This is a genomic window from Achromobacter mucicolens (assembly GCF_902859725.1).
GTDB classification, from domain to species: Bacteria; Pseudomonadota; Gammaproteobacteria; order Burkholderiales; family Burkholderiaceae_B; genus Achromobacter; species Achromobacter mucicolens.
Map to the genome: position 1 here is coordinate 86,539 of NZ_CADIJP010000011.1, position 22,405 is coordinate 108,943.

Here is a 22,405-nt window from a genome sequence, read left to right on the forward strand (position 1 = left end):
CCGGGACGTGCGCGCGGGGCCTCGCCTGCTTGCGCCGCCAGGCGCAGGTCATCCGGCCAGGTCGGCGCGGTTACCCGGCTGGCCTATCATGGAGCGCACGACACGATGGAGGTTGCATGCACACGTCCGCTCCACGCCTGGTGATCTTCGATTGCGATGGCGTCCTGATCGACAGCGAAATCATTGCCGCGCGCGCCCAGTCCCGCGCGCTGGCCGAACACGGCATCGCGATCACGCCTGAAGAGGCCGCGCAGCGCTTCGCCGGCATTCCCGATGCGGACATGTGGCGCACGTTGCAGGCCGAAAACGCCTGCTCGCTGCCCGACGAATTTGCCCGGCAGTATGCCGACCGGCTGGAGCGCACGTTCCGTACCGAGCTGCGCGCGCTGCCGCACGTGCATGAAACCTTGAAGGTCTTGCGCGAACGCGGCCTGGACCTGTGCGTGGCGTCCAGCAGCATGCCCGCCAAGCTTGAGGCGGCATTGAAGATGGTGGGTCTGTGGGAGATGTTTGCGCCCCACGTGTTCAGCACGGCGCAGGTCGCCAAGGGCAAGCCGGCGCCGGACATTTTCCTGTATGCAGCGCGGCAGATGCGGGCTGCGGTGCTGGACTGCGTCGTGGTCGAGGACAGCGTGCCGGGTGTACGCGCCGCGCGGGCGGCGCGCATGCGGGCGGTGGGATTCGTCGGCGCCTCGCACAACGGGCCGCAGCAGCGGCAGCGGTTGCTGGACGAGGGCGCCTTTGAAGTGATCGATGATCTGCGGCGCCTGCCGGAGATCATCTGAGGGTTGCTAAGGCCTTAGGCCGCGGCGGGCATTTCGCCGTGCAGCAGGTAATCCATCAGCTCGCGCACCGAGCGCATCGCGTTGCCGAACGGCAGCTTGGATGCGCCGCGGAAGAACAGGCCGCGGCTGACTTCGCCGCGCATGGCGGCCGCAAGTTTCAGGTCGATGCAGAACTGGCCGAACTTGGCGATGCCGTCGCGCAGGCCGCATTGCGTCAGGCAGTCCATGCGCTGGCTGCAGCGGCGCGGATCGGCGCGGGTGTTGGCCTGAAGCGTGCCTTCCTGGCGCAGGTAGCGCGTGAGCCACGGCGTGGCGACCGCGCGCGCCGGCAGGCCGGCCACGCTGGTGAATTCCGCCAGTTGGGTGGGATCGGCGTCGATCAGCACGCGCTTGAAGTTTTCGTGGGCGTCGCCTTCGTGGGTGACGGCGAACGCGGTGCCGACCTGCACGCCGTCGGCGCCGTTGCTGAGCCAGTGGCGGACCTGTTCGTGGCTGCCCACGCCGCCCGCGACGATCAGGCGGGGCGCATCGCGGCCCAACTGCAATTCACTGAAGAGGGCGTGACATTCGGCCAGCACCTTCTTGAAATCGAAACGTTCGCTGTGCAGGTCGTCGAGCCGGGCCGCGCCCAGGTGGCCTCCCGCATAGCCGGGGTGTTCGATGACGACCGCGTCCGCCAGGCGCCCCTTTTTCATCCATTTCTTCAGGACGGCGGCGACGCCGCGGGCCTCGGACAGAATGGGCACGAGCGCCACTTTGGGGAAATCGGCGGTCATTTCGGGCAGGTCCAGCGGCAGGCCGGCGCCCATGACGATGGCCTGGGCGCCGCTTTCGCAGGCCTGGCGCACCAGCGCGGGATGATCGCGCACGGCCTTCATGACGTTCACCGCCACCAGGCCACGGCCTTGCGCCGTATCCAGCGCGGCGCGCACTTCACGGTGCAGGGCTTCGCGGTTTGCCGTGTCGATCGTGTCGCGGTCATTGCATTTTTCGGTTTTTTCCACGAGATCGGCGTGGTGATGGCGCAAATCGACGCTGGCAATGGTGCCCACGGCGTTCTGGCTGGCAACCGCGCCGGCCAGGCGATGGGCAGATACGCCAACGCCCATGCCGCCCTGCACGATGGGCAGCAACTCGCGTCCGGCGAGGGTGAGTGATTTGAACCACGTCATGATATGAGTCTTTCCTCTGGTCAAGAGACCAGAGGCTAGAGCAAGGTGGGCAGCGCCGCCTTGCGAAGGATCAAGTGGCGCGGCAATGGGCGGGGCTAAATGCCCGCCCATCCGTCACGCTTTATCCCAGCAGCTTGACGATCGCCGGCACCGAGAGCACGGCGGTGTAGTAGCCCATGAACTGCACGCCGGTGTTGAAACCGAACAGGCGCGACAGCAGGCCGCCGATGAGGCCCATGGTCAGGATGACGAGCAGGCCCAGGAATTGGCCTTCCCAGACGCTGATTACGATGATCAGCCCCACGAACGTGGCGATGATGGCTTCGTGGCTGACACGGCGCGAGACGAACAGCGCGGCGCGGCGCGCGAAGTTCATGGCGAACGGGTAGGACACCACCGCCGCCAGCAGCACCGCCAGCATGCCGTAGCCCAGGAATTCCCAGTGGTTCAGCAGGTTGTGCAGGTTGTGCGTCTGGCCCGTTGCCGCATCCACCGTGAAGCGAGGCGGCGCGTTAAAGAGCGGCGCGGCGGGTCCCGCGGCCACGGGGCTCAGGGGCAGGCCGAACGCGATCAGCGGAATCAGGGCCTCGGCGATGTAGGTGGCCTCGGTCACGCCGTTGCGCGCGCTGAGCACCGTGGTCAGTCGGTGGTAGGCGTGCTTGACGCGCGAGCCCACCAGTTCGCCCAGCACGACGGTCATGGCGACCGGGCTGAACACGAACGTGGCGCTGGAGACGGCCGCGGTGGCAAGTGTCCAGCGGGTCTGCACGCGGTCCATGACCTTCAGCGGGTTCGGGAAGTAGCCCGACCAGCCCTTCACATCGGGCGCCAGCGAGAACGTGCGCACCTTGTCGCGCATCATCTTGCCGCGGCCTTGCGGCGAGAGGACAGTGAACAGGTCGGCGATCAGCGGGCCGATCGCAATGCCCAGGAAATAGCTGATGCTCAGCTTGACGCCGTATTTGGCGGTCAGGCTTTGCAGCGCAATGATGACCATGACGAACGGCACCAGCAGCGCCACGGCTGCCCAGCGTCCCGCGGAAAAATACGCGATCAGCAACGCGGCGGCCAGGAAGATCCAGGGGGCCGACTTGGTGATGGCGGCGCCAAACGGCGCAAGCAGCACGGCAAACAGCACCGCCAGCGGCACCGCGACAAAGGCCGCCACGATGGCGCCGGACACCATCTTGCGCAGCGCAATGTGCGGCACGCCCAGTTTGCGCAGCATGTTTGCATCCTGCAGCAATGGCGTGGCCAGCGTGTCGCCCGGGATGCCCAGCAGCGCGGTGGGCACGGCGTGCGTCATGTGCTTGGCCACCGCGCCCGCCAGGAAAAACGTGAAGACGCCGGCAGGCGGCACGCCCAGCAGCACCACCAGGAGGGTCAGCGGGGCCAGCGTGGTGGTTTCGTCGGTGCCGGACACCAGGCCGATGGCGGCGAACACCACCGCGCCCAACAGGCCCATGCCGGCGGCCACCATGATTTGTTCAAGCAGTGCGGGGTCGCTCATGCCAGTGCCTCCTTGGCGGCGCCGCGCCGCGTGGCGGCGGCATTGGTGGCGCTATCTGTGGTGCCATCGGTGATGCCATTGTTGACGCCATCAGCGGCGCCAGAGCCGGCCGCGGCCGCAGGCTGTGCGAACAGGTCGTACAGATCCAGTTCCTTCAGTTCGCGCACGACCGGCTCGGGCAGGTCCGCCAACGTGCCCAGGCCGCCCGGCTGCTCGGCCAGTTCGGCCAGCACTTCGGCGCGCCAGGCGGGATCGTGCGTGGCGCTGCGCTCGATGACCTCGCGCTTGGGCGGGAACAGCCGCGCGCAGATCACGCCGGCCAGCACGCAGCCCGCCAGCCCGGCCAGCATGGCGTAGGCGTGCGCGAGCTCGGGCGAGGCGACCATGCCGCGCAACCAGCGGCTGGCGGCAAAGAAGCCCGCCACGCTGATCGTGATGCCGATGCCGATGGCCCAGGCCAGATGCCTGAGGTCCACGGTGTCGCTCCAGACTTCAGCCAGGCGCGTGGAGGGCGCCGGGAGGCTTTGTTTCATGTCTCTCTCCTGTGTTTATCGGACGGCGCGCGTTGGGGGCCGGCGCCGTCTCGGATACCTGCCTTGCGGGTTATCGGGCTGCGCGCAGTTCCTCCAGCAAGGCCAGCGCGCGATCGGTGCGGACATCTTTTTCCGCCGCCATGCGCTTGGCGACCTCGTCGATCTCCGCGCCGGTGGCGCCGGCCACCAGGGCAATGTTGCGGGCATGCAGCGCCATGTGACCGCGCTGGATGCCTTCGGTGGCAAGCGCCCGCAGCGCGCCCAGATTCTGCGCCAGGCCGACCGCGACGGCGACTTCGCCCAGCTCCTGCGCCGAGCGCACGTCCATGATCTTCAGCGCAAGGCGCGCCAGCGGATGGGTCTTGGTCGCTCCGCCCACCAGGCCCACGGGCATGGGAATTTCGATGGTGCCGACCAGGGCGCCGGAGGTGTCCTTTTCCCAGTGCGTCAGCGACGTGTAGCGTCCCGAGCGGCTGGCGTAGGCGTGCGCGCCGGCCTCGACCGCGCGCCAGTCATTGCCCGTGGCCACGATCACCGGGTCGATGCCGTTCATGATGCCCTTGTTGTGCGTGGCGGCGCGGTACGGGTCGATGGCGGCGAACGTGTAGGCATCCAGCACGCCTTCGATGATCTCGGCCCCGCTGCGCTCCTTGGTGTCCAGCGTTTGCGGGGTCAGACGCACGCGGGCGCGGGCCAGCCGCAGGTCGGCCAGGTTGGACAGGATGCGCAGCCGCACCGACCCGCCGACGATCTCCTCGACCAGCGGCGCCACGGCCTCGGCCATGGTGTTGACGGTGTTGGCGCCCATGGCGTCGCGCACGTCCACGATCAGATGCATCACGATCATCGGGCCGCGCGGCGTGTCGGGAAAGACGTGCACTTCGATGTCCTGGCAGCCGCCGCCCAGTTCGATCAGCACCTTGTCTCGGCTGTTGGCCAGCGTCAGGATGCGCTCCCGCTCGCGCAGCAGGGCCAGGCGCGCGCCATGCGGGTCGGTCAGGCCAAGCACCTGCACCTGCGCACGCATGAGGGGCCGGGTGCTGGATGTCTGGAAGCCGCCGCACTCGCGCGCCAGCTTGGCCATGAACGAAGCGGCAGCCACGACGGACGGTTCTTCCACCGCCATAGGCACCAGCACGTCGCGGCCATTGACCTGGAAGTTGCCCGCCACGCCCAGCGGCAGCTCGAAAGTGCCCAGCACGTTTTCGATCATGCCGTCGGCGCGGGCAAGGCCCAGGGCGCCGGGCTCGGCGAGCTGGCGGCGCTCTTCGGCCGAGAGCGAGGCGGCGTCGGCAATAACAGCGAGGCGTTGGGCGGGCGTGAGGGCCCGGAAGTTGGGCAGGCGTGAATCGGCCACGATGGCTTGTCTCCGTATAAGAATCGAGTGGCCTGATTCTAGGTAAACTGTACCGCTATTCAGAGGTACAGTTTGGGCAAACAGTACCATTGCACTGCACCAATTTTCGGCAACGCATTCACGGGGATCCCAACGTGGCAGACGCCAAACCGCCTGGCAGGCCGCAGCGCCCGGCACCCATCGCCGAAAGTCTGGCCAACCTGATCGGCCAGCAGATCGCAGACGGCGTCTATCGCGCCGGCGACAAGTTGCCGTCCTTGCGCGAGCTGGCGCAATTGCATCGCTATGCCAAGAACACGGTCGTCGTGGCATTTGAAATGCTGGTGGCGCGCGGGGTGGTCGAGCCGCGGCGCGGCTCTGGCTTTTACGTGTTGGACGTCGACCATGCGCGCCCCGCGGCGGACGAGGAGCCGGGGCAACTGAGCCGGGCGATGGATATCGTGTGGCTCATGCGCGAGCAGCTCAAGACCCAGCCGGACGCGGTTGCCGTGGGAGATGGATTTCCGCCGGTGGAGTGGCTGGCGGACATGCGCATGGACCGCTACCACCAGAAGGTGGTGCGCACGGGGCTGGGCGCGCTATTCCGCTATGGCAGCCGTTTCGGTTACGCGCCGCTGCGCGAAAGCCTGGTGCGCAAGCAGGGCGATGTGGGCATCAACGCCGCGCCGTCGCAACTGGTGCTTACGCATGGCGCCAACGAGGCCATGGACCTGGTGATCCGGTACTTCCTGCCGCCGGGGTCGACGGCGCTGGTGGACGACCCAGGCTACTACCCGCTCTTTGGCAAGCTGAAGCTGGCCGGGGTGCGGATGGTGGGCGTGCCGCGCCTGCCCGACGGGCCGGACGTGGTGGCGTTGGAAGCGTTGCTGCAGCGCGAAAAGCCGCGGCTTTTCTTCACGCAATCGATCGCGCACAACCCGACCGGCTCGGACATGTCGCCAGCCAAGGCCTACAAGATCCTGCAGTTGGCAGAGCGCTACAACCTGATGGTGGTCGAGAACGATCCGCTGGCGGACTTCAAGCCCACGTCCTCGGTCCGGCTGTCGGCGCTGGATCAGCTTGAGCGCACGCTGTACATCGGCAGCTTCTCCAAGTCGTTCTCGGCGGCGTTGCGCGTGGGTTTCATCGCCTGCAATGCGGCGCTGGCCAGCGACCTGGCCGACCTGAAGGCGCTGGTGCATGTCAGCAGTTCCGAATACTGCGAACGCATGGTGGACGTGATGCTGCGCGAGGGCCATTACGAGCGGCATCTGGTGCGGCTGCGGCAACGGCTGGAGGCCGCGACCGGACAGGCCTTGCAGGTGCTGGACGCGCTGGGCGCCCATGTGTTTACACGGCCGACCAGCTCGCTATACCTGTGGGCAGCGTTTCCGGGCGTGCCGGACTCGCTGACGCTGGCCGAGGCGCTGATGCCCGAAAAGGTCATCATGGCGCCGGGCCGCGTGTTCAGCGTGGACCCCAAGGCGGTGTCGCCCTGGTCCCGCTGCAATGTAGGCGCTGTGGTGTCGCCGCGGTTTCATGCCACCCTGGCCGCGCATCTGGCTCAGCGATAGGCAAATTCCTCGAAGGTTTGCCGCAGCTCGGCCTGCGCCTGGTTGCTGAGCGCGCGCGCGACCGGGGCGCCGGGCGCGGCGCGTGCCGCCTGCACCGCAAACTGGCGCACGCCGCGGCGCGAGAGCTCGCGCGCCAGCGTCATCAGGCGCGGTTCGTCCAGCCAGTCCGGATGCCAGGTGATGCGGCATTCGAAGTCCGTGCCGGCCGATAGCAACTGCGTCAGGCACGCTAGCGCCGGCCGCTGCGAGTCGCGACGGCCCGTGATGTCGTCATACCCCTTGGCGTCCGCCTTGATATCCATGCCCACCCAGTCCAGATGACGCAGCACGTCGGCCAGCCGCAACGGATAGATGCCTGCGGTGTGCAGGCCTACGCGGTAGCCCATGCGTTTGATGTCGCGGATCATGGCCGGCAGGCGCGGTTCGCTCAAGGGTTCTCCGCCGGAGAACACGACCGCATCCAGGAGGCCCTTGCGGGTTTCAAGGAAGGCACGGACTTCGCGCCAGTCATAGCGGGCGGCGCGCGTCAGCAGCTCGGTGTTGTGGCAATAGTGGCACCGCCACGGACAACCCGAGATGAAGACGACCGCCGCCAGCTGGCCCGGCCAGTCCACGGTGGAAAAGGGCACCAGCCCCCCGACCGCGGGCGAGTGCCGGGGCAGGGGCTGGATGACGGGCTGAGGCGGCGAGGCATAGGCTGGCCGGTCTGTCAGCAGGCGCACGGCCTGGCTGGCGGGCAGGCCGGCGCCGCCGGCCGGCGAAGCGCCCACGGGCGTGCCGCCTTCAGGCACTGCGTTCGACGAAGAAGCGGCGCTCATTGAATTCGCCCTGTTTGCCGGTGTTGAAGGAAGAAACCGGGCGGTGGTAGCCCATCACCCGGGTCCAGACTTCGCAGCGCACGCGCTGGCTGTCGTCCAGTTGGACGGCGGGAGCGGACGTGGCGGCGGGGGCGGTCAAGGTTTGCATGAGATTTCCTCGGGAGTGAATGCCGGACGCATGCCCGGCGGGTGAAGGACAGCGCGCGCCGGGAGGCCACGCGCCGATCCGGGTCCGGAAACGCTACGCCGGGGTGCAGCAGGCCGATTGCTTGGCCAGCAGTTCCGCGTCGCACTTGGGGCAGAACTCGTGGTGCCCGGCTAGATAACCGTGATTCGGGCAGATCGAGAACGTCGGCGTGACGGTGATGTAGGGCAGGCGGAAGTTGGTGAGCGCGCGGCGCACGAGCTGTTTGCAGGCCTCGGCGGTGGACACGGCTTCGTTCATGTACAGGTGCAGCACCGTGCCGCCTGTGTACTTGCTTTGCAGCGTTTCCTGCAGTTCCAGCGCGTGGAAGGGATCGTCCGTGTAGCCCACCGGCAACTGGCTGGAGTTGGTGTAGTAAGGCTGGGCGTCCGTGCCCGCTTGCAGGATGCCGGGATAGCGCTTGCGGTCTTCGCGGGCAAATCGGTATGTGGTGCCTTCGGCCGGGGTGGCCTCCAGGTTGTAGAGATGGCCGGTCTCTTCCTGGAATTCGGTCATGCGCTGGCGCACGCGATCCAGCAGGCGCACGGCAAAGGCGTGGCCGGCGGGTGTCGTCACGTCTTCGGCGTCGTCGGTGAAATTGCGGATCATCTCGTTGATGCCGTTCACGCCCAGCGTGCTGAAGTGGTTGCGCAACGTGCCCAGGTAGCGGCGGGTGTAGGGGTAAAGCCCCTGGTCGATATAGCGTTGCACCACCTTGCGCTTGGTTTCCAGGACGTCGCGGCCCAGCGCCAGCAGATAGTCCAGGCGTTCCATGAGCCGTGCCTCGTCGCCGCGGCACGTATGGCCAAGGCGGGCGCAGTTCACGGTCACGACGCCGACCGAGCCCGTCTGCTCGGCCGAGCCGAAGAGCCCGTTGCCGCGCTTCAAGAGTTCGCGCAGGTCGAGTTGCAGACGGCAGCACATGGAGCGCACCATGTGCGGCTCGAGGTCGGAATTCAGGAAGTTCTGGAAGTAGGGCAGCCCATAACGCGCCGTCATTTCAAAGAGGCGCTCGGTGTTCGGGTGGTCCCAGTCGAAATCCGGCGTGATGTTGTAGGTGGGGATGGGGAACGTGAACACGCGGCCCTTCGCGTCGCCGGCCATCATGACCTCGATGTAGGCGCGGTTGATCATGTCCATTTCGGCTTGCAGGTCGCCGTAAGAGAACGGCATTTCCTCGCCGCCCACGTACGGGATCTGGTCCTTCAGGTCGGCCGGGCAAGTCCAGTCGAAGGTCAGGTTGGTGAACGGCGTCTGCGTGCCCCAGCGGCTGGGCACGTTCAGGTTGAAGATCAGTTCCTGGATGGATTGCTTGACGTCCGCGTAGGTCATTGCGTCGCGGCGGATGAAGGGCGCCATGTAGGTGTCGAACGAACTGAATGCCTGCGCGCCGGCCCATTCGTTCTGCAGCGTGCCCAGGAAGTTGACGATCTGGCCGATGGCGGCCGACATATGCTTCGGGGGGGTGGATTCGACCTTGCCCGGGATGCCGTTGAAGCCTTCGGTCAGCAACTGGCGCAGCGACCAGCCGGCGCAGTAACCGCTGAGCATGTCCAGGTCGTGGATGTGGATGTCGCCTTCGCGGTGGGCGTGGCCGGCTTCGGGCGTGAAGACGTTGGACAGCCAGTAGTTGGCGGTGACCTTGCCGGCCACGTTCAGAATGAGACCGCCCAGGCTGTATCCCTGGTTGGCGTTGGCGTTCACGCGCCAATCGCGCTGTTCCAGATACTCTTCCATGGCGCTTTCGACGTCGACCAGCGTGTGGCGCAGGGAACGCAGGCGGGCGTGCTGCTCGCGGTGGACGATGTAGGCGCGCGCCGTGCGCCAGTGGCCCGCCTGGACCAGGGCTTCCTCGACGCGGTTCTGGATGGTTTCGACGCCGGGGCAGACATTGCCGTCCAGCTTTGCGATGACGGTGCCGGTCAGGGCGCGTGCGCCTTCCAGGTCCAACTCCCCGGTGCTTTGGCCCGCCGCCGCCATGGCTTGCGCGATCTTCTCGCTATCGAATGCAACGACGCGGCCGTCGCGCTTGAGGATGTGTTGGATTTCCATTATTGGCACCATATGTAGTGGAGTTCGAAAACTCTACCACCACATATGGTGCTGAATGGTTGGCATCTGGGCGCAGGTTGACCGGCGTCAAATGGTCAAAATGGTCTGCGAAATTGCGCAATGCGGTGATGGGTCGCAGCCAGGCGCTCAGTGAGACGCCATCAAAACCCGATGCCGACGCCCACCAGGGATATCGCCACGGCCAGGGCGGCGGCGCCTGCGGCAGGCCGTGGCGTCCAGGACAGTTTGCCAAACCACAGCAGCGCGCCCGCGCAGAGCCAGCCCAGCCAGACCACCATGCCCAGCGCATCGCCCCACAGGCCGACGCAAGGCAGGATCGCCAGCCCCATCAGCAGCGCGCCAGCGCCGCGCAGCACGCGCGTGTGGGCCGCGCGGGGATTGCGCGTCCAGACCTGGTGGTAGTGGCGGGGGGTGGCCAGGGCCAGGCAAGCCATGCCGGCGTAAGTCAGCAGCAAGGCCATCGCGATGGCGCAGAGGTCATTCAGGGTCATGCGGCTGCACGTCTTGCGCAGGTTGCCGAACCTGTGTGAGGGCGCGGCGCGCTAGCGCTTTGATGGGTAACGACCCTGATTCTACGGGAATCGGCGGCGCGTCCGGCGCGCGGGGCTTTGTATTTTCTTCCGGGACGATTTGGAACGTGTGCCCATCGGCTGGTGCCCGCGATGCCCCGCAAGGCCCGTCTGCACGGCGTCTGCTCGCGCTTTGCCGCCGCAGGAACGGCAATTGCTGTGTTCGCGCCTCCATCCGGAACGATCGCCGCGTGTTGATCGTTGATGACCAACCACAAGGAGCCTAACCATGAAGCGCAAAGCCGGAAACGCCGATCAGATCAAGGAATTGCTGTACCAGGCCCTGGAAACCGAAATGGGCGGCCTCGCCATCTACGAGACCGCGGTGTCGTGTGCCATCAACGAAGACCTGAAGAAGGAATGGCTGGGCTACCTGGAAGAAACGCGCACGCATCGCCGCGTGCTGCTGACCGTCTTCGAGCAACTGAAGCTCGACCCGCAGGCCAAGTCGCCGGGCCGCGACGTGGTGCGGCACTTGGGCGAATCGTTGGTGAAGGCCATGAAGATGGCCATTTCGGCCGGCGATCCCGAAGCCGCGCAGCTCGTGGCCACCGAATGCGTGGTGCTGGCCGAAACCAAGGATCACGCCAATTGGTCGCTGATCGGGTTGATTGCCGAGCAGCAGTCGGGCGAGCAGGCCAAGATCCTCAAGCAAGCCTACGACGCGGTGGCTACCGACGAGGACCACCACCTTTATCACACGCAGGGCTGGTCGCGCGAACTGTGGATCGAGTCGCTCGGCTTCCCCGCCGTCCTGCCGCCGCCCGAAGAAGTGAAGAAGGTCGAGACCGCCATTGGCGCATCCCGCGCCGAACAGGCGCGCGACTCGATGCTGACCCATTAAGGAGAAAGACTCATGGCAAGCAAAAAGCCAGCCAAGGCCGGCAAGGGCGGTGCACTGGATACCGCCTACATGAACACCGACAGCGGTCCCGCAAGCGGACCGGCCGGCAAGCCGAGCCACCCCGCGCTCAAGCGCGCGGCGGCGGTGGGCGCCACCGTGGGCGCGATGCCCCATAACACCAACAAGGAAGCCGAGTACGGCGAGCAGGCCGCGCGCTGCCCGTACGCCGGTGCGCACGTGGGGGCCGTGGACCCCGCCGTCGGCGCAAGCTCGCTGTCCGAAAAGGAAGTGTCGGACAAGACCGGCGATGCCGCGACCCCGGGCGTGAATCGTGTCGACGGGCAGTTGCCGCGCGTGCGCGCGGACGGCGGCGGCCAGGAACTGACCACCAACCAGGGCGTGCGCGTCAGCGACAACCAGCATTCGCTGAAGGCTGGCCTGCGCGGGCCGGCGCTGCTGAAGGATTTCATCCTCCGCGAGAAGATCACGCACTTCGACCATGAGCGGATTCCCGAGCGCATCGTGCACGCCCGCGGGTCTGCGGCCCACGGCTACTTCGAATGCTACAAGCCGCTGACCGATCTGACCGCCGCATCGCTGTTTGCCGAGGCCGGCAAGCGCACGCCGGTGTTCGTGCGGTTTTCGACGGTGGCGGGCGAGCGCGGGTCCAAGGACACGGCGCGCGACGTGCGCGGCTTTGCCGTCAAGTTCTATACCGACGAGGGCAATTGGGACCTGGTGGGCAACAACATGCCGGTGTTCTTCATCCAGGATGCAATGAAGTTCCCGGACCTCGTCCACGCGGTCAAGCCCGAGCCGCACCATGGCATGCCGCAGGCCGCGTCCGCGCACGATACCTTCTGGGACTTCGTGTCGCTCATGCCGGAGTCCACGCACATGCTGATGTGGGTGATGTCGGACCGCGCGATCCCGCGCAGCTACCGGATGATGCAGGGCTTTGGCGTGCACACGTTCCGGTTCGTCAACGCGCAGGGTGAATCGCGCCTGGTGAAATTCCACTGGAATCCCATCCTGGGGACGCATTCGCAAGTGTGGAACGAGGCGGTCAAGGTGTCGGGCGCGGACCCTGACTATCATCGCCGCGACCTCTGGGAGGCCATCGACGCGGGTCATGGTCCGCAATGGGAGCTGGGCGTGCAGGTCTTCACGGAAGACCAGGCCGAAGGCTTCAGCTTCGACGTGCTGGACGCCACCAAGATCGTGCCCGAGGAACTGGTGCCGATCGTGCCCATCGGCCGCATGGTGCTGGATCGCAACCCCGACAACTTCTTTGCCGAGACCGAGCAGGTGGCTTTCTGCGCCGCGCACGTGGTGCCCGGCGTGGACTTCACGAATGACCCCCTGCTGGCTGGCCGCATCCATTCCTACGTCGACACGCAGATCTCGCGCCTGGGCGGCCCGAACTTCCACGAGATCCCCATCAACGCGCCGCTGGCGCCGGTGCACAACAACCAGCGCGACGGCATGCATCGCCAGACGATTCATCGCGGCCGCGTGTCCTATGAGCCCAATTCCCTTGCCGGCGGCTGTCCGTTCCAGGCGGGAATGGACGGCTTCGTGTCGTTTCCGGAGCCGGTGACGGGTGACGAACTGCGCGGGCATCCGGAGAAGTTCGCCGAGCACTACAACCAGGCCACGCTGTTTTACGACAGCCAGACCGCTTGGGAACGCAAGCACATCATTGACGCCTTCGCGTTCGAGCTCAGCAAGGTGACGGTGCCGCAGATCCGCGAGCGCATGGTCGCTTCCCTGCGCAATGTGTCGGACGAACTGGCGCAAGGCGTGGCCGATGAAATCGGCATGCCCTTGCCGGATCCCTTGCCGCGCGCGACGAAGAATCCACCCAAGTCCGAAGTGCAGGTGTCGCCCTCGCTGTCGCTGACCGCCCGTCCCGGCGACGGCGGCGTGGCGACGCGCAAGGTCGCCATCCTGGCGGCGGAAGGCGTGGACGGCAAGGCGCTGTCCGCCGTGGCCGACGCTCTCATGCAGGCAGGCGCCGTTGTGCGGCTGGTCGGCCAGCGCATTGGTCCGATGCAGACGGGCGAGGGCGGCGCGTTCGATGCGGATGCGTCGCTGGACAACCATCCGTCCGTGGTGTTTGACGGCGCGGTGGTCGTGGGGGGCGCCGACGCCGTGCAACGCTTGGCGGCCGATGGACGGGCGCTGGAGTTCCTGCGCGACGCCTATCGCCACGGCAAGACGCTGATGGGCGTCGGCGACGGCGTCCAGGTGTACGCCGCGGCCGGCATCGACCCCGATCCGAACGATGGCGGACTGCTGCTGGGCGGCGAGGACCCGCAAGCGTTCATTGCCGCACTGGGCAAACATCGCCATCCGGAACGGGAGACGACGCCGCCCAAGGTATGAGGGGCGCGGCAGCACGGGTAAGCAAGGACCATTGACACCCGCGGGACGCCTCTCGAATACTGAGCCGGCAGGTCGGGCGAGCGCATCGGGCGCTCGTCCTGTCTAACCGGGGAGGCCGTATGAACCGAGCGTCCGTGTTGCCTGTGAAACTCGTTGGCTGGCTTTGTGCCAGCCTTTTGTCTTTTTCCGCCCTGGTCAGCGTCGCCCCGTCCGCGCGGGCGGCGTCGGCGGCGGAGATAAGCGCCGACGCAACGGCGGCGCTGGAGCAGCTTTACACGCAGGACCCGCGCCTGCGCCAACTGGGCGACAAGGCCGTTGCGGTGCTGGTGTTTCCCAACATCATCAAGGGCGGTTTCCTGGTGGGTGGCGAGCGCGGCTCGGGCGCGTTGATCCGGCGCGGTCAGGTCGAGGGCTTTTATTCGATCTCGGCGCTGTCATTCGGACTGCAGGCGGGCGCGCAACAGTTCTCGTACGCGCTGTTCTTCATGAACGAGCCCGCGCTGGCGTATCTGAACCAGAGCGACGGCTGGGCGCTGGGCGCGGGCCCGAGCCTGGTCGTGGTCGACCAGGGCTATGCTGCCAGCATCTCGACCACGACCCTGACGCAGGACGTGTACGCGGTGCCGTTTGGCGAGCAGGGCCTGATGGCGGGGATGGGGCTGGAAGGATCCAAGATCAGCAGCATGGTGCCGGATTGATGACGCGGCACGCAAAGCAGGCGGGACGCCGGTGGGCGTCCCGTTTTGCGGTCACTCCAGCGTAATGCCTGCGCGCTGGGCGACGGCGCTGAATCTGGCGATCTCGATCGTGATCTGGTCCCTGAAGGCTTGGCCAGGCAGGAAGACGGGATTGAGCGACAGGTCCGATACGCTCTTGCGCACTTGTGCGTCGTGCATGATTTCCGTCATGGCCCGGTTCAGCGTGTGCATGACGGTGGACGGCGTCTGCGCCGGCGCGACCAGACCGTACCAGCCCACGAACGACACATCCGGCATGCCGGCTTCCGCGAAGGTCGGCACGTCCGGCAATTGCGGCATGCGCTGATCGCCGGTAACGGCCAGCGCGCGGACCTTGCCGGCGCGCGCCTGGGCCGCCGACGCCGACACCGTGTCCACGGCCAGGGCGATCTCGCCGCCGATCAGCGCGGTGATGAGCTGCGCGCTTCCCTTGTAGGGAACCGGCACCATTTTGGCGCCGGCTGCCTGGGCAAACATCTCGCCCGTCAGGTGGGGGGCGGATCCCGGTCCGAACGTGCCGTACATCAGGCCGCCCTTGGCGGTCTGCTGGCGCGCGAGTTCGGCCGCCTCGTGAGGCGTGGCCGCGGGCAGCGAATTCTGCGCCAGCAGCACGACGGGGGCCATCGCGACGATGCCCACGTGCTCGAAGCTGCGCACGGGATCGTAGGGCAAAGCGGGCTTGAGTGCCGGCAGGACGCTGTAGGTTGTGCTGCCCGACAGCATCAGCGTGTAGCCGTCCGGCTTGGCGCGGGCGACCGCTTCGGCGCCGATGAGGGTCGACGCGCCGGGGCGGTTTTCAACGATGACGGGCTGGCCGAACTTTCCCGACAGCTTGGTGGCAAGCAGGCGCGCCACTGCATCGGTGGCGCCGCCGGGTGTGAAGGGGACAACGATCTTGATGGCCTGGTCCGGATAGGCCGCGTGGGCGTCTTGGGCGTGGGCGGCGGTGGCGGCAAGGGTCAACGCCAACAGGGCGGTGCGAAATCTGGCGGTCATGGCGGGGCTCGGTCTTGTCAGGCGTAAGTGGACGATTGGGCGCAGGCTTGTTCGAGGACGTCGGCGCCCTGGGATCCCAGGTCCCAGAACAGGCCGGCCATGATGGCCAGGCCTTCCCGGGCGACGCTGCCCAGCAGATGCTCATTGGGCGCGTGCTGCGCGCAGGCGGGGTAGGAGTGCGGGACCCACAGGGTGGGCAGGCCGAGCTGGTCGGCAAAGATGTCGTTGGGCAGGGAGCCGCCCAGGTTGGGCAGGAGCGCCGGGCGCTTGCCGGTGGTGTGTTCCAGCGAGGCGGCGGCCCAGCGTACCCAAGGGGTGTCTGGAGACAGGCGCGTTGCCCCGGCCTGCATGCCGATGCGCACGTCCACGTCGTCAAAGCCGCGCGCGCGCAGATGATCGACCACGTGATCCTGCAGGCCGCGCCAGTCGGTGCCCACCACGAAGCGCAACTGGCACCAGGCCACGGCTTCGGGGGGAATGGCGTTCACGGGCTTGGCCGGGTCGCCCGCGCCGAAGGTCAGCACATCCAGGCTGTTCCAGCCGAACACCTTTTCAGGCGAGGTCAGGCCGGGTTCGCCCCACCACGTGTTGATGGCCGGATCATCTTGCCCGCCGCCGACTTCAAGGTCGGTCAGGGCCTGGGCGACCGCGGCGGGGATGGGCGGGGGACGCAGCCCGGGGACGGCGATGCGGCCGTTGGCGTCCACGAGCGAGCTGATGGCGTGCGACAGGCGGATGGCCGGATTGGCGAGCAGTCCGCCCCAGTTGCCGGAGTGGTAGCCGCGATCCCGTGACCGCACCCTGAGTTCGAAATTGATCGCACCGCGCGAACCCATGAACAGCGTGGGCCGGGCGGCATTCAGGCGCGGCCCGTCGCTGGCGATGAAGACGTCGGCGGCCAGGAGATTGCGGTGCGTCTTGCAGAATTCGGACAGGCCCGGCGAGCCGGCTTCCTCGCCGGTTTCAATGAGCCAGATGGTATTGAAACCGAGCGCGCCGCCGCGCGCTTCAATGACGCGGGACAGCGCCTCCAGGTTGATCGAGTGCTGTCCCTTGTTGTCAGCCGTGCCGCGCCCGTACCAGCGGTCGCCTTCGACCTTGAGCTGCCAGGGGTCGCGGCCGGATTCCCATTTGGCGGCGTTGCCCCGCACCACGTCACCGTGGCCATACATGAGGACCGTGGGCAATTCCGCCGCTTCGATGCGGCGCGCCACCAGGATCGGCAGGTCCACCCCAGCCGGATTCGCATGCACCTCGCAGGAAAAGCCCAGCGCCGACAGGCGCGGAACCAGTTCTTCCTTCAGGTAGGCATGCTGCGCCGCGGCCTGCGTGGGCACTTCGCTTTCGGTCGCAAATGCGACCCGGCGCGCCAGGGTGTCCAGAAGGACGCCGCTGTCATACGCTTGTACGGCGTGGAGAATGGCTTGTTCGCGGGTCATGGCGGCTCTCGGTGCGGGGGGGTGGAAGCACAAATTTATTGCGCTTCTTAACGTGCCACAATTAGATATTTAGCACTTTTGCGTTGCTTAAATGGCATGTCTTCGGGAGCCCACCATGATTTCCCTAGGCCTCAGATATTTCCTGGAAGTCGCGCGCTGCGGATCGATCGCGGGCGCGGCGGCGTCCCTGCACGTGGCCGCTTCCGCCGTGAGCCGGCAGATCGCCAAGCTGGAGGACAGCTTGGGCATCGTGCTGTTTGAGCGTCAGGCGCGCGGCATGGAGCTCAGCGAGGCAGGCTTGCAACTGGCCGCCTACGCCCGGGCCGCCGCCCTGGAGGCCGAACGCGTCACCACCGAGATCCGGCGGCGCAGCGCGCTGGGCGACGTCACCATCCGGCTGGCTTGCAGCGAGGGCTTCGCGCACCGTTTCATGCCGATGTGCATGGCCGACTTCAAGCAGATGCGGCCCGAGGCGCGCTTTCATCTGCAGGTGGATCGGCCGGAAGAGGTCATTCGCCGGATTCTGGAGGGACTGTCCCAGATCGCGCTGCATTACACGGTGGCGCAGGACGATCGGCTCAAGACCGAGCTGCTGACCCGGGCCCCAGTGTACGCGGTGATGTGCCGGCGGCATCCGCTTGCCAGCCGCCGCACCGTTAGCCTTCGCGACCTGAGGGAGGTGCCGGTGTCGGTCGGCGATACCGGCACGACCGTCCGGCAGTTGTTCGACAACGCGTGCGCCAACGCCGGGCTGCACATCGAGCCGGCCTACGTATCCAACAATTCGGCGGCCTTCCTGCCCATGCTGCCGGGCAGCCGCATCGTGGCGCTGACGGGCTACCTGACGCTGATGGGCGACCCGCAGGGGGCTGCGCTGGCCGCGGTGCCATTCAGCAACCCCGAGATGCGCCAGCGCAGCATTCAGGCGGTCACGCTGCAGGGGCGCACCTTGCCGCCGCTGGCCAAGGAGTTCCTGGAGTTCATGGCGCAGCGGCTCACCGCCACGCCCCGCGCGCCGGATGCGGACAAAGGCGACGCGTGAGCTAGACCGACCGCACGAACAACGCCCGCAGCTTGTTCCAGAAATCGCCGCCCAGAACGAAGAAGCTGGCCACCAGCATGACGTCGCCCAGCAGTTGCGCCTGCCATATCCGGGGGCGCAGGCCGGGCCAGATCTGGTCGACATAAGGTTCGAGCATCGAGGTCAGCAGCGGCAGGATGAACATCACCATGCCGATCGCATGGCGCACCGGTCCCACTTTCTGCACGGGCGCCAGTTTCTTCGCGTGACCGCCGATGATGGCCTTGAGTTGCTGGAATCCCTCTTTGCCCATGACGGCGATGCAAGTGATCAGCAGCACCTTGTTGGCGATGAAGATGGCGCCCGTCAACGCCGCGATGCGTGACCCCGGGATGTCCATCGCGGCGCCAATGGGGATAAGGAACCAGAGCGCGAAAGCCAGGATGAAGAGGGCGATTCCGCACTTGAAGCGCCAGCCCATCGCTGGCGCAGGGGGGGTAGGCATGTCTTGGACACTCATGGCGGACTCCTTTTAAGGCGTGAGAACGGATGGCGTGCGGAAAAGCCCAGTCCGCGCGGCCGGGGTTCAAGCAACTGCAGCATCAGGCACGCATACAGCGTGACCGCGATGAACAGACCCATGCGAATGGCGAAGGCCGTGTAGACATCATTGCCCGCCAAGCTGTCCTGGACCGACTGGCCAAGCAGGATGATGAGCGTGATCAGGGTGTTCAACCAGAAGCTCGGGGCGTGCGGCGTGGGGCTTAGCCGATACAGCTTGCGGGCGATCACCAGCGCGAACAGCAGCATCCAAAGGAAGTACATCCACAGGCTGGGAAACGGCCTGAGTCCGATCCAGAACGCCACGGCAAGCACGCCGGCCAGCAAGGTTGACCCAAGGATCTCGCGCGCCGCGCCGTGCGCGGCCGTGACGCAGCTCTGCCGCCCCAGGCTGACTGCCTTCAGAATGATGGGCATGTAGCCCAGCGGATCGGTCATCGCCAACAGGAACGCCGGCAGCACCACCAGCGCCGCGCGCAAGGCCATGCGGTTGGCTTCGCCGGCCGCCAGCGCGGGCGGCAGCGGCGGGGCTGGCAAGCCGGGCGGCTCCGGAAACAGCGCGTGGCAGACGCCCAGCACCAGCGCCGCGAGCAGCAGGCCTTTGACCAGCGCCTCGATCACCGTCACGGCCAATCCGAAGTCGAAGGTGCCCGCCGCCGAAATCATGGTCAGGCCGATGATGAGAAAGGTCGACACCAGGTTGTTGCCCCCGCGCAGGCCGTGGCGGAACGCGAGGAACAGGCACAGGCCGACGATCAGGACGCCGGCGGCCGGGTAATAGCGCAGCAACGGGATGAGCACGAGGCCCGTGCCCGTGGTGAACGCCGCCACCAGCGCCAGGCCCACGCCGGCCTTCAGGGACAGCGGCCGGTTCGTCTGCGCCAGCAGGAAGACGCCCAGCACCGGCGCGACCATCGGGATCGGCATGTCCAGCCCGAAACTGATCGCCAGGCATAGCGCCGTCCCCACGCCCAGTCGCAGGGCGCGCTGGCCGCGCGGGTCGCGGGGAGCGGGGCGGTCGTCAGTACGCATAGGAAAGCCAGCTCATCAGCCGCAAATAGATGCGGCCCAGCGGATTGAGCGGATTGCCCGGCTGGGGAAATGCCATCACTTCCGCCTGTCCGCCCACACGAATGCCGCGCAGGGAGGGGAGCTGCCCGGGATCGAGGTCGATGGCCACCGGAAAGCGCTGCGCCGGACGCAGCCAGTCGCGGCTGTTCTGCACCGTGGGCAGGCTGCCGGGCTGCGTGGGCGTGCCGACGCTTACGCCATAGCCCACGCTGCGCACCCGGCCTTCGAAGATCTGGCCTGGCAGCGCGTCCAGGATGATCGCCACCGGCGTGCCGGGGTCGACGTGCCCCAGATTGTTCTCGGTCATTTCCGCGTTGATCCACACGTCATGGATGGCGATGAGCGTCATGACGGGCTTGCCCGCCGCCGCGAACTGGCCCACATCGGTGCGCAGGTCGGTGACCAGGCCGGCCGCGGGCGCGCGCACCTGCGTGTTGGCCAGGTCCAGCTCGGCCTTTGCGACGGCGGCGGCGGCGCTGCGCAGCTTGGCGTTGTCTTCTTCGCTGCCGCCTTCCTGCTCGCGCGCCCGCTGCACCTCGGCGCGCGCGGCCGCGACCTGGCTGACCGCCTGCGCCAGGTTGGCCCGCGCGATCTCCAGGCGGCGCAGCGAGACCGTGCCCCGATCGTCGCTGTACAGGCGCTCAAGGCGGGTGCTGTCCTGGCGCGCGCGGACCTCGTTGGCTTGCGCCGCGCGCAATGACGCTTGCGCCGAATCGATGCCGGCGGTGCTGGCGCCGATCTGGCGGCGCGTGGCGTCCAGGTCGGCCCGCGCGCGGTCCAAGGCGATGCGGTACTGCTCGGCGTCGACGTCGAACAGCACGGCGCCCGCCGGGACGTCCTGGTTGTTGCGCACGCGAACCTGGGTCACCCGGCCCGCCACTTCGGACGCCACCGGGACCACGAAGGCCTCCACTCGCGCCTGCTGCGTGTAGGGCGTATAGCGGTCCGCCAGCAGATACCAGACCAGGCTGAGGACGATCACCACGACGACCCACCGGATACCTTTGCGGGCGGGATCCGGCGCGGGCGGCGGCGCGGCGGGCGGTGGGGGACTGGCTGCGGGCGCGGGGCTGGCTGGGCTGCCCGATGGCGGCGCGGACCGGGGACTAGTCATCGGATCGCCTCGTGGTCTTGGAAATCGCGGAGGCCGGGGCGGGGCGCCCGGCTTCGGTCAGCAGGTCGCCCCAATTGGTGCGTTGCTGCATCTGGTCCCGTGTGGCTGGATCGATCACCGGCTGGCCGCTATACCAGCCGCCGCCCACCGCCTTGTACAGCGCGATCAGGTCGCTCACGGCGTTGCCCCGGTTCACCAGATAGGTGTCCTGCTGGGTCGCCAGCGCGCGCTGGGCGTCCAGTACCCGCTGGAAATCGGAATAGCCCTCGCGGTACAGCGCATTGGCCAGCGTCAGCGAACGCTTGGCCGCAAGCGCCGAGTCATAAAGAATGCCGTCCCGCTCCAGCGCCTTGATGAGCCCCGTGGCCGCGTCGTCGGCTTCGCGCGCCGCCTGACGCACGGCGTCCTGGTAGATGACGATGAGCTGCTGGAGGCGCGCGTCCTGCAGGCGCACCGTGTTGGTGATCCGGCCGTGGTCAAACACGTTCCAGTTCAGGCTGGGACCGGCAAGCAGGGCCGCGCCGCCCGACGTGCCGGCCAGCGACGTGGCGCTCCAGACAATGCTCCCCAGCAGCGTCAGCGAGGGGTAGAGCTCCGCCTTGGCCACGCCCACCTGCGCGGACTGCGCCGCGATCCGCAGTTCGGCGGCGCGAATGTCCGGGCGCCGCAGCAGCAGGTTTGCGGGCACGTCCTGCAGGACAGCTTTGTCGATCAGCGGAATCACGGCCTCTTTGGATGCCAGGTCGGGCAGTTCGGGCATCGGACCAGGAGGCTTGCCGACCAGCACCGCCAGCGCATTGCGCGTGCGCGCGATCTGGCTTTCGAATTCCGGGATGGTGCTGAGCGTGCCCAGGTATTGCGTGCGGGCCTGCTGCAGATCCAGTTCGTCGGTCTCGCCGCTTTTGAACAGGCGTTCGGTGATCTCGTAGCTGCGCTTCTGGATCGCCGCATTGTCGCGGGCAATGCGCAGCCGCGCCTCGGCCGTGCGCAGCGCGTAATAGCTTTCGGCGACCTGCGCGTGCAGCAGCACCAGCACGTCTTCGCGATTGGCTTCGGCGGCGAAGTAGGCGGCGTCGGCGGACTCGATGGCGCGGGAAAACCGGCCCCAGAAATCCAGCTCCCAGCCGATGTTGAAGCCCGCGCTGTATTGCCAGAAACTGCTGGGGCGGGGATTGCCCTCGGCCGAGCGCGACGCGCGATGCTGATACAGCGCGTCCGCGCCCACAACCTGGGACTGCGGAAACAGGCCGCTGCGCGCGATCCCCAGCTGGGCGCGCGCTTCCATGATCTGCAGGCCGGCCACCTGCACGCCCGGATTGTTCGCGTCCGCTTGGGCGATCAGGGATTCAAGAACGGGGTCGTTGAAAATGCGCCACCATTGCCGCGCATCCGGCTGGGCGCCGGATTCGGTGGCCTGCCGCAGCGCCGGCGTATCCCACTGGCTGGACCAGTCGACGCGCTGCGGCGCAAAGTCGGGCCCCACCTGCACGCATCCGCCGAGGCTGAGCATGCCCATCAGCAGCAGTCCATTCGAACAAGTCATCGGCCACATTGGGCACCATGTCTGTCAGAGGCCAAACTGCGAGTTCCGGTGTCGGCGCTTTTGGGGCCCCGCACCGCGAACGCCGGAAAGCCCGGCAGCGACGCTTAGTCAGGCGTGCGCGCCGGCATCGCGGGCGG

20 protein-coding genes are annotated in these 22,405 nt (G+C 67.2%); 6 read left to right on the forward strand and 14 right to left on the reverse strand.

The window, feature by feature from the left end; genetic code table 11:
* Positions 1 to 116 precede the first annotated feature (116 nt).
* On the forward strand, positions 117 to 785 hold the full coding sequence (locus HV786_RS15750; protein ID WP_128828222.1) for an HAD family hydrolase: 669 nt from the start codon (positions 117 to 119) through the stop codon (positions 783 to 785).
* Between the two features lie 14 nt (positions 786 to 799).
* On the opposite strand, the gene HV786_RS15755 is transcribed toward HV786_RS15750, so the two are convergent.
* The 4 genes from HV786_RS15755 to HV786_RS15770 form a co-directional block, all read right to left on the reverse strand.
* Positions 800 to 1,957, reverse strand: a complete 1,158-nt coding sequence (locus tag HV786_RS15755) for an NAD(P)H-dependent flavin oxidoreductase (protein WP_128828223.1) — start codon at positions 1,955 to 1,957, stop codon at positions 800 to 802.
* A gap of 121 nt (positions 1,958 to 2,078) precedes the next feature.
* Positions 2,079 to 3,467 (reverse strand): tripartite tricarboxylate transporter permease, encoded by a 1,389-nt coding sequence (locus HV786_RS15760; RefSeq protein ID WP_056318279.1) that lies wholly within the window; start codon positions 3,465 to 3,467, stop codon positions 2,079 to 2,081.
* The gene (locus HV786_RS15765) at positions 3,464 to 4,000 is read right to left on the reverse strand and encodes a hypothetical protein (RefSeq protein WP_175211242.1); all 537 of its coding nucleotides are present in this window, start codon (positions 3,998 to 4,000) and stop codon (positions 3,464 to 3,466) included. The genes HV786_RS15760 and HV786_RS15765 overlap by 4 nt, the downstream gene beginning before the upstream one ends.
* 70 nt (positions 4,001 to 4,070) lie before the next feature.
* A complete protein-coding gene (locus HV786_RS15770; RefSeq protein ID WP_128828435.1) occupies positions 4,071 to 5,360 on the reverse strand; it encodes a hydroxymethylglutaryl-CoA reductase, degradative in 1,290 nt (429 codons plus the stop codon).
* Between the two features lie 131 nt (positions 5,361 to 5,491).
* On the opposite strand from HV786_RS15770, the gene HV786_RS15775 reads away from it, so the two are divergent.
* A complete protein-coding gene (locus HV786_RS15775; RefSeq protein WP_128828224.1) occupies positions 5,492 to 6,910 on the forward strand; it encodes an aminotransferase-like domain-containing protein in 1,419 nt (472 codons plus the stop codon).
* Here the strand turns inward: HV786_RS15775 and HV786_RS15780 are convergent.
* The 4 genes from HV786_RS15780 to HV786_RS15795 all read right to left on the reverse strand — a co-directional run bounded on the left by HV786_RS15780 (position 6,901) and on the right by HV786_RS15795 (position 10,476).
* A complete protein-coding gene (locus tag HV786_RS15780) occupies positions 6,901 to 7,728 on the reverse strand; it encodes an anaerobic ribonucleoside-triphosphate reductase activating protein (RefSeq protein ID WP_175211244.1) in 828 nt (275 codons plus the stop codon). The two genes, HV786_RS15775 and HV786_RS15780, sit on opposite strands and share 10 nt — an antisense overlap.
* A complete protein-coding gene (gene nrdD / locus HV786_RS15785) occupies positions 7,694 to 7,876 on the reverse strand; it encodes an anaerobic ribonucleoside-triphosphate reductase (RefSeq protein ID WP_056318292.1) in 183 nt (60 codons plus the stop codon). The genes HV786_RS15780 and nrdD overlap by 35 nt, the downstream gene beginning before the upstream one ends.
* A gap of 93 nt (positions 7,877 to 7,969) precedes the next feature.
* Positions 7,970 to 9,964 carry a ribonucleoside triphosphate reductase gene (locus HV786_RS15790; protein ID WP_128828226.1) on the reverse strand — a complete coding sequence of 665 codons (1,995 nt, stop codon included), beginning with the start codon at positions 9,962 to 9,964 and terminating at the stop codon, positions 7,970 to 7,972.
* A 161-nt stretch (positions 9,965 to 10,125) separates the two neighbouring features.
* Positions 10,126 to 10,476, reverse strand: a complete 351-nt coding sequence (locus HV786_RS15795) for a DUF3325 domain-containing protein (RefSeq protein ID WP_128828227.1) — start codon at positions 10,474 to 10,476, stop codon at positions 10,126 to 10,128.
* Positions 10,477 to 10,783: 307 nt separating this feature from the next.
* Here HV786_RS15795 and HV786_RS15800 point away from each other — a divergent pair, with 307 nt between their 5' ends.
* From HV786_RS15800 to HV786_RS15810, 3 genes are all read left to right on the forward strand, one after another.
* Positions 10,784 to 11,398: a hypothetical protein gene (locus HV786_RS15800; protein ID WP_128828228.1), complete on the forward strand. Its 615-nt coding sequence runs from the start codon at positions 10,784 to 10,786 to the stop codon at positions 11,396 to 11,398.
* A 12-nt stretch (positions 11,399 to 11,410) separates the two neighbouring features.
* Positions 11,411 to 13,786, forward strand: coding sequence for a catalase (locus tag HV786_RS15805; RefSeq protein WP_128828229.1), 2,376 nt, complete (start codon positions 11,411 to 11,413; stop codon positions 13,784 to 13,786).
* Between the two features lie 176 nt (positions 13,787 to 13,962).
* A complete protein-coding gene (locus HV786_RS15810) occupies positions 13,963 to 14,484 on the forward strand; it encodes a lipid-binding SYLF domain-containing protein (protein ID WP_252870118.1) in 522 nt (173 codons plus the stop codon).
* A gap of 51 nt (positions 14,485 to 14,535) precedes the next feature.
* Here the strand turns inward: HV786_RS15810 and HV786_RS15815 are convergent, their stop codons facing one another.
* Together HV786_RS15815 and HV786_RS15820 are read right to left on the reverse strand one after the other, a co-directional pair.
* Positions 14,536 to 15,519 carry a Bug family tripartite tricarboxylate transporter substrate binding protein gene (locus tag HV786_RS15815; RefSeq protein ID WP_128828231.1) on the reverse strand — a complete coding sequence of 328 codons (984 nt, stop codon included), beginning with the start codon at positions 15,517 to 15,519 and terminating at the stop codon, positions 14,536 to 14,538.
* A 17-nt stretch (positions 15,520 to 15,536) separates the two neighbouring features.
* Entirely contained in the window at positions 15,537 to 16,958 is a 1,422-nt protein-coding gene (locus tag HV786_RS15820) for a M20 family metallopeptidase (RefSeq protein WP_128828232.1), read from the reverse strand.
* Positions 16,959 to 17,073: 115 nt separating this feature from the next.
* Here HV786_RS15820 and HV786_RS15825 point away from each other — a divergent pair, with 115 nt between their 5' ends.
* The gene (locus HV786_RS15825; RefSeq protein ID WP_128828233.1) at positions 17,074 to 18,000 is read left to right on the forward strand and encodes a LysR family transcriptional regulator; all 927 of its coding nucleotides are present in this window, start codon (positions 17,074 to 17,076) and stop codon (positions 17,998 to 18,000) included.
* Between the two features lies 1 nt (position 18,001).
* Here the strand turns inward: HV786_RS15825 and HV786_RS15830 are convergent, their stop codons facing one another.
* From HV786_RS15830 to HV786_RS15845, 4 genes are read right to left on the reverse strand one after another with little or no spacing between them, the layout of a single operon-like run.
* On the reverse strand, positions 18,002 to 18,484 hold the full coding sequence (locus HV786_RS15830) for a transporter suffix domain-containing protein (protein WP_128828234.1): 483 nt from the start codon (positions 18,482 to 18,484) through the stop codon (positions 18,002 to 18,004).
* 11 nt (positions 18,485 to 18,495) lie between these two features.
* On the reverse strand, positions 18,496 to 19,572 hold the full coding sequence (locus tag HV786_RS15835) for a DUF2955 domain-containing protein (RefSeq protein WP_175211246.1): 1,077 nt from the start codon (positions 19,570 to 19,572) through the stop codon (positions 18,496 to 18,498).
* The gene (locus tag HV786_RS15840) at positions 19,562 to 20,725 is read right to left on the reverse strand and encodes an HlyD family secretion protein (protein WP_175211248.1); all 1,164 of its coding nucleotides are present in this window, start codon (positions 20,723 to 20,725) and stop codon (positions 19,562 to 19,564) included. Before HV786_RS15840 ends, HV786_RS15835 begins: the two co-directional genes overlap by 11 nt.
* The gene (locus HV786_RS15845) at positions 20,718 to 22,277 is read right to left on the reverse strand and encodes an efflux transporter outer membrane subunit (RefSeq protein ID WP_128828235.1); all 1,560 of its coding nucleotides are present in this window, start codon (positions 22,275 to 22,277) and stop codon (positions 20,718 to 20,720) included. The genes HV786_RS15840 and HV786_RS15845 overlap by 8 nt, the downstream gene beginning before the upstream one ends.
* Positions 22,278 to 22,405 lie beyond the last annotated feature (128 nt).